Source organism: Luteibacter sp. P4_E6, assembly GCF_056401535.1.
Genome location: NZ_JBFUJE010000144.1, coordinates 1 through 8,662 on the forward strand (window position 1 = coordinate 1; position 8,662 = coordinate 8,662).

Here is an 8,662-nt window from a genome sequence, read left to right on the forward strand (position 1 = left end):
GGACTGGAGTGGCGTCTACGTCGACCAGGGCGCGATCCTGGTGCATGAGCGCCTCGCCATCGTCGACCCCGCGAGCGGCGCCCAGCCGCTGCGTTCGCCGGAAGGCGACCTCGCGCTGGCCGTGAACGGCGAGATCTACAACCACCGCGAACTTCGCGCCGCGAGTGACTACGCCTTCACCACGGGCTCGGACTGCGAAGTCATCAACGCGCTCTATCGCCGGCATGGTGCCGACTTCCTTGGCCAGCTCAACGGTATTTTCGCCTTCGCCCTGTGGGACGCCGGCCGTCGCCGTTTCCTGATCGCACGTGATGCCCTTGGCGTGTGCCCGCTCTACTGGGGCCATGATCGGGCAGGGCGCCTCTGCGTGGCGTCGGAGATGAAGTCGTTGGTCGGGGTATGCGCGGACGTGGCACCTTTCCCGCCGGGCCATGTTTACGACAGCGAGGTGGGCGCGGCGGTGCGCTACTGGACGCCCGCATGGCGCGATTACGACGCCACGGCGGGACATTCGATCGAGCCGAAGGATCTCCGTGCCGCTTTCGAAGCCGCCGTGCATCGGCAGATGATGACCGACGTGCCGTACGGTGTGCTCCTCTCCGGCGGCCTGGATTCCTCGCTCGTTGCCGCTGTGGCGGCCAGTTTCGCGCGTCGCCGTATCGAGGAAGACGATCGCGGTGAGGCCTGGTGGCCGCGCCTGCATTCGTTCGCCATTGGCCTGGAAGGTTCGCCGGACCTTGCGGCCGCCGAGGTCGCCGCCAAAGCGTTGGGTACCGTGCACCATGGCTTCCGCTACACCTTCGAAGAAGGCCTGGACGCGTTGCCCGAGGTGATTCGCCACATCGAAACCTACGATGTCACCACCATCCGTGCCTCCACACCCATGTTCCTGCTGGCCCGGCGGATCAAGGCGATGGGCGTGAAAATGGTGCTGTCCGGCGAGGGCTCGGACGAAATCTTTGGCGGCTACCTGTATTTCCACAAGGCGCCTTCGGCCCGGGCTTTCCACGAGGAAACGATCCGCAAGCTGGACGCGCTGCACTATTACGACTGCCTGCGCGCGAACAAGTCCATGTCCGCCTGGGGCGTGGAAGCACGCGTGCCCTTCCTGGATACCGAGTTCCTCGATATCGCCATGGCCTTTGACGCCGAAGCGAAGATGGTGGCGCGAAAGGGCATCGAGAAAGGCATCCTGCGCGAAGCCTTCGAAGGTGCGTTGCCCGAGGAAATCCTCTGGCGGCAGAAGGAGCAGTTCAGTGACGGTGTGGGCTACGGCTGGATCGACGGGCTCAAGGCGCACGCGGAGGCCATGGTTTCCGATCGCGAGTTCGCCGCGGCGGGGGCACGCTTTCCCCTGAACACCCCAGCCACCAAGGAGGCCTTCTTCTACCGGACGCTCTTCGAAAAGCACTTCCCCGGCGAGGCCTGCGCGGCCACCGTGCCGGGCGGCAAGTCGATCGCCTGCTCGTCGCCGGCCGCCCTCGAGTGGGATCCCGCCTTTGCCGCTGCCGCCGATCCCTCCGGCCGGTCGGTCCGCGGCATCCACCAGGAGGCCCTCCCAGCCTGAGACACACCGCTCCGATTCATCGGCGATCCCGCGACAGCGGGCCAGGGTGAGGCAATCACCCCATCGCCGCTGAAGCGGCTCCCACAGGAGCAGGGCACCGCTGAATTTGTTACGATTAGCCGCTTTAGCCGGCACGATTCCGTGCCGCACCAGCAGGCAAGCCAACCATGATCGAGACCAATCCGATCCTCGCGCAGATTGCGGACCTCACGGGCCGCGTCGAGTCGCTTAGGGGGTATCTTTGACTACGCAGTCAAGAAAGAACGCCTCGAAGAAGTAACCCGCGAGCTGGAGAATCCCAAAGTCTGGGATGACCCCAAGCGCGCGCAGGAGCTGGGTCGCGAGCGCTCCACGCTCGATGGCATCGTCACCGGCATCGACGAGATGTCCGGCTCGCTCGCGGATTCGAAAGAACTGCTCGAGATGGCCGCCGCCGACGGCGACGACGAGACCCTGCAGTCGATCGTCACCGACCTGAACAAGATCGACAACCGCGTGAGCAAGCTGGAGTTCCAGCGCATGTTCTCGGGCGAACTCGATTCTGCTGCCGCCTTCGTCGATGTCCAGGCCGGCGCCGGTGGCACCGAGGCCCAGGACTGGGCCGAGATCCTCCTGCGCATGTACCTGCGCTGGGCGGAGTCGCGCGGCTGGAAAACCGAAATGATGGAAGTCAGCGCCGGCGACGTCGCGGGCATCAAGTCGGCCACGTTCCGTGTAGAAGGCGACTATGCCTATGGCTGGCTGAAGACCGAGATCGGCGTGCACCGTCTGGTCCGCAAGAGTCCGTTCGATTCCGACAACCGCCGGCACACCAGCTTTACCTCGGTGTTCGTTTCGCCGGAAGTCGATGACAACATCGAGATCGACATCAATCCCGCCGACTTGCGTACCGACGTCTACCGTTCGTCRGGCGCCGGCGGCCAGCACGTCAACAMGACCGAGTCGGCGGTGCGTATCACGCATGTCCCGACCAATACGGTCGTGGCCTGCCAGACAGAACGTAGCCAGCACGCCAACCGCGACCGCGCGATGAAAATGCTCAAAGCCAAGCTCTATGAGCTGGAAGTGCAGAAGCGGAACGTCGAGCGGGACGCGCTGGAAGCGACCAAGTCCGACATCGGCTGGGGCARCCAGATCCGCAATTACGTGCTCGACCAGTCGCGCATCAAGGATCTTCGCACCGGTCTTGAACGCACCGACACGCAGAAGGTGCTTGATGGCGATCTCGACGGATTCGTCGAAGCCAGCCTGAAGTCCGGCCTCGAAGCCGGCTCCAAGCGTCTCGATGCCTGATGTTCCCGGGGGCGTATTTGCGCCCCCGTACTCCATACACGAAGCCAGAATCACACCATGACCGACGACACCAGCGCCGACACTCCCGTTACCGCCGCCGAAGAGAACCGCCTCATCGCCGAGCGTCGCGAGAAACTGAAATCGCTGCGTGCACAGGGCATTGCCTACCCGAATGACTTCAAGGTGGACAGCTTCGCGGGTGACCTGCAGGCCGAGTTCGCCGACAAGGACACCTGGACGGCCGAGGCCATCGAGGGCGCACCGCGGCGCGTCACTGTCGCCGGTCGCATCATCCTGATGCGCGGGCAGGGCAAGGTCAGCTTCGTGCAGATGCAGGACGGTACGGGCCGCATCCAGCTGTTCGTCCACCAGGGCACCCTGGGCGAGGAAGGCTACGACGCATTCAAGCGCTGGGACCTCGGCGACATCGTCGGTGCCGAGGGCCTGCTCATGCGCACCAAGACCGGCGAGCTGTCGGTCAAGGTCGAGTCGATCCGCCTGCTCACCAAGTCGCTGCGCGGCCTGCCGGACAAGCACCACGGCCTGGCGGATGTCGAGCAGCGTTATCGCCAGCGCTATGTCGACCTCATCGTCACCGAGGAGTCGCGCCGCACCTTCGCGCTGCGTTCGAAGATCATCAGTCATGTGCGTCGCTGGCTCGAAGCCGAACCGCGTCGCTTCATGGAAGTCGAAACACCGATGATGCACGTGATCCCGGGCGGCGCGACGGCGCGCCCGTTCACCACGCACCATAACGCGCTCGATATCCCGTTGTTCCTGCGCGTGGCGCCCGAGCTTTACCTCAAGCGCCTTGTCGTCGGCGGTTTCGATCGCGTCTACGAAATCAACCGCAACTTCCGCAACGAGGGCGTGTCCACGCGACACAACCCCGAGTTCACCATGCTCGAGCTGTACCAGGCGTACGCCACGTACCACGAGATCATGGATATCACCGAAGGCATGATCCGCACGGCCGCCGCCGATGTGGTCGGCAACACGGTGATCGAGTGGGACGGCGAGACGATCGACATCGGTCCGGCGTTCCGTCGCTGGCGCATGGAAGACGCCGTGCTCGAACTCAATCCCGAGATCAAGCCGGCCGACCTGCGCGACCGCGAAACGATGGCTGCGCATGCAACGCGTCTCGGCATCCACGTGAAGCCGAGCTACGGCTGGGGCAAGCTCCTGCTGGAAGTGTTCGAGGCGACGGTGGAGCACACGCTCATCCAGCCGACTTTCATCACCGATCACCCGGTCGAGGTTTCGCCGCTGGCGCGCGAAAGCGACACGGACAAGGGCATCACCGACCGCTTCGAGCTGTTCATCAACGGCAAGGAGCTCGCCAATGGTTTCTCCGAGCTCAACGACTCCGAAGACCAGGCCGCGCGCTTCCAGGCCCAGGTGGACGCGAAGGACGCCGGCGACGACGAGGCGATGCACTACGACGCCGACTACATCCGCGCGCTCGAAGTCGGCCTGCCGCCGACCGGCGGTCTCGGCGTCGGCATTGATCGTCTTGTGATGCTGCTGACCGGCTCGTCGTCGATCCGCGACGTGCTGCTGTTTCCGACCATGCGTCCCGAGGCCTGACCGGCTTCTGATTTTCGCCAGGGCGCCCCGGGGTGGCGCGCCCTGGTCGTCCCGTCCCCTATCGAAAGGACTCGTTATGCGCTTCCGCCTTGGCGTGCCGTCTCTCGCGGCTGTTCTTCTGTTCGTTGCCGGCTGCGGCCAGGCGGTGATCAAGCCCCCACTGCCGCTGGACGAGTCGCTGCTGCCGGCCACGATTTACGTGCCGGATTGCCCGCTCGACGACGACGGTTTCCTCGGCTTCGTGGGCGCCATGGACAGGGCCATGGGCGAAAGCGCCTGCCGTCAGATGGGGGCCGCGCTCATCACCAAGGCGCAGGGGATGGACGGAAAGGTGAATTTCGTCAATTACAAAGTCGACCTCAAGGCGCCGAAGCCTGTCGAGCCGGACAAGGGCGTCGAGGCGTCGATCGGTAGCCGGTACCGCGTCGTCCTCCCTCCGGCACGGTCGAACCGTGTCTACCAGGATCATGTCTCCTATGTGGCCGCGAACCAGTCCTTCTCCGTGTTCGATACCGCGACTGGCACCCTGGTGGGCCGGGGCTCGGTCAAGGCGTCGCCCGGCGGCGTTCCCGGCGCCACGAGCGCTGCCGAGACTCTCCTGGCTGGCTTGCGTGGGAACCGCTGCGAAGTGTTGAACGCATTCTCGGCGCGTACGGCGTTCCACGCCCTCAGCGCGCCGAAGTGCACGACATTCGCGCTGTACCCGGTTAACCGGGACGATGACGAGGACGACGAGGAAGACGGGGACAAGGACGGCAAGCAGGCGCCTGTCCAGGCGCCGGCCGCAAGCGCGCCTGCGGCTGCGGCTGCGGCAGCGAAGCCGACCTGACGGCGGCGCCCGTCCGCCGATACAATGCGCGGTCTACTGACCGGAGCCCCTCATGTTCTACGCCATCACCGGTATCGATCACCCGAACTCGCTCGAAAAGCGTCTGTCCGTGCGCCCGGCCCACGTGGCCCGTCTCTCGGCGCTCAAGGAAGAAGGCCGCCTGAAGCTGGCTGGCCCGTTTCCGGCCATCGATGCCGAGGACCCGGGCGAGGCCGGCTTTACCGGCAGCCTCATCGTGGCCGAGTTCGAAAGCCTCGAGGCCGCCCAGGCCTGGGCGGACGCCGATCCGTACATCGGCGCTGGCGTGTACCGCGAAGTGACGGTTCGCCCGTTCCGCGTGGTCCTGCCGTGACGGTCGAGAAAGTCGAGCGCATCCGCCAGCGGCTGACCGAGGCCCTGGCCCCGGTCGAGCTGGACGTGATCGACGAGGGCCACAAGCACGCCGGGCACTCGGGCGAGGGCAAGGGTCATTTCTTCGCCCGCATCGTCAGCGCGGCCTTTGCCGGAAAGAACCCGATCGAGCGCCACCGTATGGTCTACGCTGCCCTGGGCGACATGATGCCGGACGGCATCCACGCCCTCGCGATCGAGGCAAAAGCTCCCGGAGAGTGATCGTTAGGCCGAAAAACAATGGGTTAGCGCTTTAACCTCATGCTGCTTCGCGTATTGCGCACCCCGCCCCCCTTTGGCAAAGTGACCGATCAGCCAGGGGGTGGCTCCCGAACGGAGCCCTCGGCCGCGTCCCAACGGAAACCATAATGCGTCTGACCACGATCAAGCTGGCGGGATTCAAGTCGTTCGTCGACCCCACCACGCTGCACCTGCCCACCAATATGACCGGCGTCGTCGGCCCTAACGGCTGCGGCAAGTCGAACATCATCGACGCCATTCGCTGGGTCATGGGCGAGTCCGCCGCCAGCCGCCTGCGCGGCGATTCGCTCACCGACGTGATCTTCTCCGGTTCCAGCGCGCGCAAGCCGGTGGGCCAGGCCACGGTCGAGCTCATCTTCGACAATAGCGATGGCACCATCCAGGGCGAGTACGCGAGCTTCGCGGAAATCTCGGTCAAGCGCATCGTCAGTCGCGACGGCCAGTCCTCGTATCACCTCAATGGCGCGCGCTGCCGCCGCCGCGACATCACCGACCTGTTCCTCGGCACGGGCCTGGGACCGCGCAGCTATTCGATTATCGAACAGGGCATGATCAGCCAGATCATCGAGGCGGCGCCGGAAGAACTGCGCACCCATCTCGAGGAAGCGGCGGGCATCTCCAAGTACAAGGAACGCCGCAAGGAAACCGAGAGCCGGATCAAGGCCACGCGCGAAAACCTCGACCGCGTCCGCGACGTGCGCGACGAGGTGGAAAAGCAGCTCGACCACCTCAATCGCCAGGCCCGTGCAGCCGAGCGTTGGAAGGCCTTCAAGGAAGAGCACACCCACCGCGAAGCCGAACTGCGCGCGCTCGAATACCGCACGCTGCATCGCCAGCATGAGGGCGAGGGCTCGGGCCTGCGTGAGGCCGAGCTGGAGATCGACAAGCATCTCGCCGGCCAGCGCCAGATCGAAGCGCAGCTGGAAACCGTTCGCGAGCGCCATCAGGGCGCCAGCGAGCACCTGAACCAGGTGCAGGGCGAGGTGTACAAGGTCGGCGCCGAGATCGCGCGCGTCGAACAGCAGGTGCGCCACAACCGCGACCTCAGCGAACGCCTCACACGTTCGCGCGCCGACACCGAGCGCGAGTTCGAGGAATTGCAGGGCCACATCACCGCGGACCGCGAACAGGTGGAAACCCTGCGCATGGCCCTGGCCGAAGGCGAGCCGAAGCTCGAAGCCTTGCAGCAGATCCAGGACGAAACGGGCGAAGCACAGCGCGCCACCGAAACGAAGCTGGCCGATTGGCAGCAGCGCTGGGATTCACACACACGCGGCGCCTCGGAGTCGAGTCGCGCCGCTGAAGTCGAGCGGACCAAGCTGGCCTACCTCGATCGCCAGACGGTCGACCTGTCGCGCCGGAAGGAAGCGCTCGAGACCGAACAGCGCGCGACCGATGTCGATGCGCTTCACGCCGCCTCCGAACAACTCGATATCGAACACGACACCCAGCGCGAGCGGGTCGAAACACTCGGCGGCGTCCTCGACCAGCACAAGGTGTCCTACGAGCGCGTGCTCGACGAAGAACGCCAGGTGCAGTCCTCGCTCAATGAAGCGCGGCAGCAACTGCAGACGGCACGCGGCCGTCAGGCCTCGCTCGAAGCGCTGCAAAGCGCGGCACTGGGCCAGGAAGAAACCGCCGCGAGCGGCTGGCTGTCGCGTCTCGGCCTCGATCGTTCGCGCCGTCTCGGCGAATCGCTCCAGGTCGATGCCGGTTACGAATCCGCGGTAGAGACCGTGCTCGGCGGCGTGCTCGATGGCGTTCTCGTCGATGCCATCGCCGCGCTGACCCCCGAATTCGAATCGCTCGGCAACGCCGATGTGGCGCTGTTCGCGAAAGAGCAGGCCGGTCCTGGCGCTGCCGGTACGCTGGCCGCTCATGTACGCGGACCGGTGGCAGCCATGGCGCTGCTGGGTAACGTTTTCATCGCCGATTCCGTCGAAGACGCCGCGGCCCGAGTTTCGTCGCTGTCCACCCACCAGTCCGTGATCACCCGCGATGGTGCGTGGATGGGTCCGGGTTGGGCCCGGGTGCTGCGCGCGCAGGGCAATCAGGTCGGCGTGCTGGCTCGCGAACGCGAGATCCGCCAGCTGGCTGAGCAGATCGAAACGCTGGAAGGCTCCAGCGAAGAATGGACCGAACAGCTCGAGACCTTGCGCACGCGCAAGTTCGAGACCGAACGCCAGCGCGACGACGCCCAGCGCGACCTGTATGCGGCCCATCGTCGGCTTTCCGAGCTGGCCGGCCAGTTGCAGAGTCATCGCGGCAAGATGGAAACCGCGCGCGCCCGTGCCGAAAAGGTCGGTGGCGAAATCAGCGTCATTCTCGAGCAGGTCGACGAACTCGCCAGCCAGACGCGCGATGCGCGCTCCCGTCTTGACGAGGCCGTCGGCCTCATGGGCGACCGCGAAGACGAGCGTCGCGGCCTCGAGAACGAGCGTCGCGAACTGCTCGAAGCGCGTGAGGAAGCGCGCATCAATGCGCGCGAAGCGGCGGACCAGTCACACCAGCTCGCCCTCGGCATGGAGTCCAAGCGTGCGGCGCTGACCTCGCTCGAGCAGGCCCTGGCCCGTCTCGACACCCAGCTGCGCCAGGTCACCGCGCGCCGCGATGAGATCGACCAGCAGCTCGCTGCCGGGTCCGATCCCATCGCGGAACTCGAGGAGGAACGCCAGACCTACCTCGACCAGCGCCTGCTGGTCGACAAGCAACTCGTGGAAGCGCGCCGCGCC

7 protein-coding genes are annotated in these 8,662 nt (G+C 65.6%); all 7 read left to right on the forward strand.

The features are described 5' to 3' along the window. Nucleotides 1-1,567 (forward strand): asparagine synthase B (asnB, locus tag AC1DT2_RS10840; protein ID WP_477296202.1); only part of this gene is annotated, 1,567 nt, incomplete at its 5' end. Between the two features lie 167 nt (nucleotides 1,568-1,734). After that, nucleotides 1,735-2,860, forward strand: a protein-coding gene (gene prfB / locus AC1DT2_RS10845) for a peptide chain release factor 2 (RefSeq protein ID WP_477296203.1) whose coding sequence is annotated in 2 segments (ribosomal slippage) — nucleotides 1,735-1,809 and nucleotides 1,811-2,860 — 1,125 coding nt in all. Because the reading frame shifts where the segments join, the coding sequence is not laid out codon by codon here. A gap of 57 nt (nucleotides 2,861-2,917) precedes the next feature. Then, nucleotides 2,918-4,450 carry a lysine--tRNA ligase gene (lysS, locus tag AC1DT2_RS10850; RefSeq protein ID WP_477296204.1) on the forward strand — a complete coding sequence of 511 codons (1,533 nt, stop codon included), beginning with the start codon at nucleotides 2,918-2,920 and terminating at the stop codon, nucleotides 4,448-4,450. Between the two features lie 76 nt (nucleotides 4,451-4,526). Then, complete coding sequence (locus tag AC1DT2_RS10855) at nucleotides 4,527-5,279, forward strand: hypothetical protein (protein WP_477296205.1); 753 nt, start codon at nucleotides 4,527-4,529, stop codon at nucleotides 5,277-5,279. 52 nt (nucleotides 5,280-5,331) lie between these two features. Continuing rightward, complete coding sequence (locus tag AC1DT2_RS10860; protein WP_063574326.1) at nucleotides 5,332-5,631, forward strand: YciI family protein; 300 nt, start codon at nucleotides 5,332-5,334, stop codon at nucleotides 5,629-5,631. After that, nucleotides 5,628-5,891 carry a BolA family protein gene (locus tag AC1DT2_RS10865; RefSeq protein ID WP_063574327.1) on the forward strand — a complete coding sequence of 88 codons (264 nt, stop codon included), beginning with the start codon at nucleotides 5,628-5,630 and terminating at the stop codon, nucleotides 5,889-5,891. Before AC1DT2_RS10860 ends, AC1DT2_RS10865 begins: the two co-directional genes overlap by 4 nt. Before the next feature lie 146 nt (nucleotides 5,892-6,037). After that, nucleotides 6,038-8,662 (forward strand): chromosome segregation protein SMC (gene smc / locus AC1DT2_RS10870; RefSeq protein ID WP_477296206.1); only part of this gene is annotated, 2,625 nt, incomplete at its 3' end.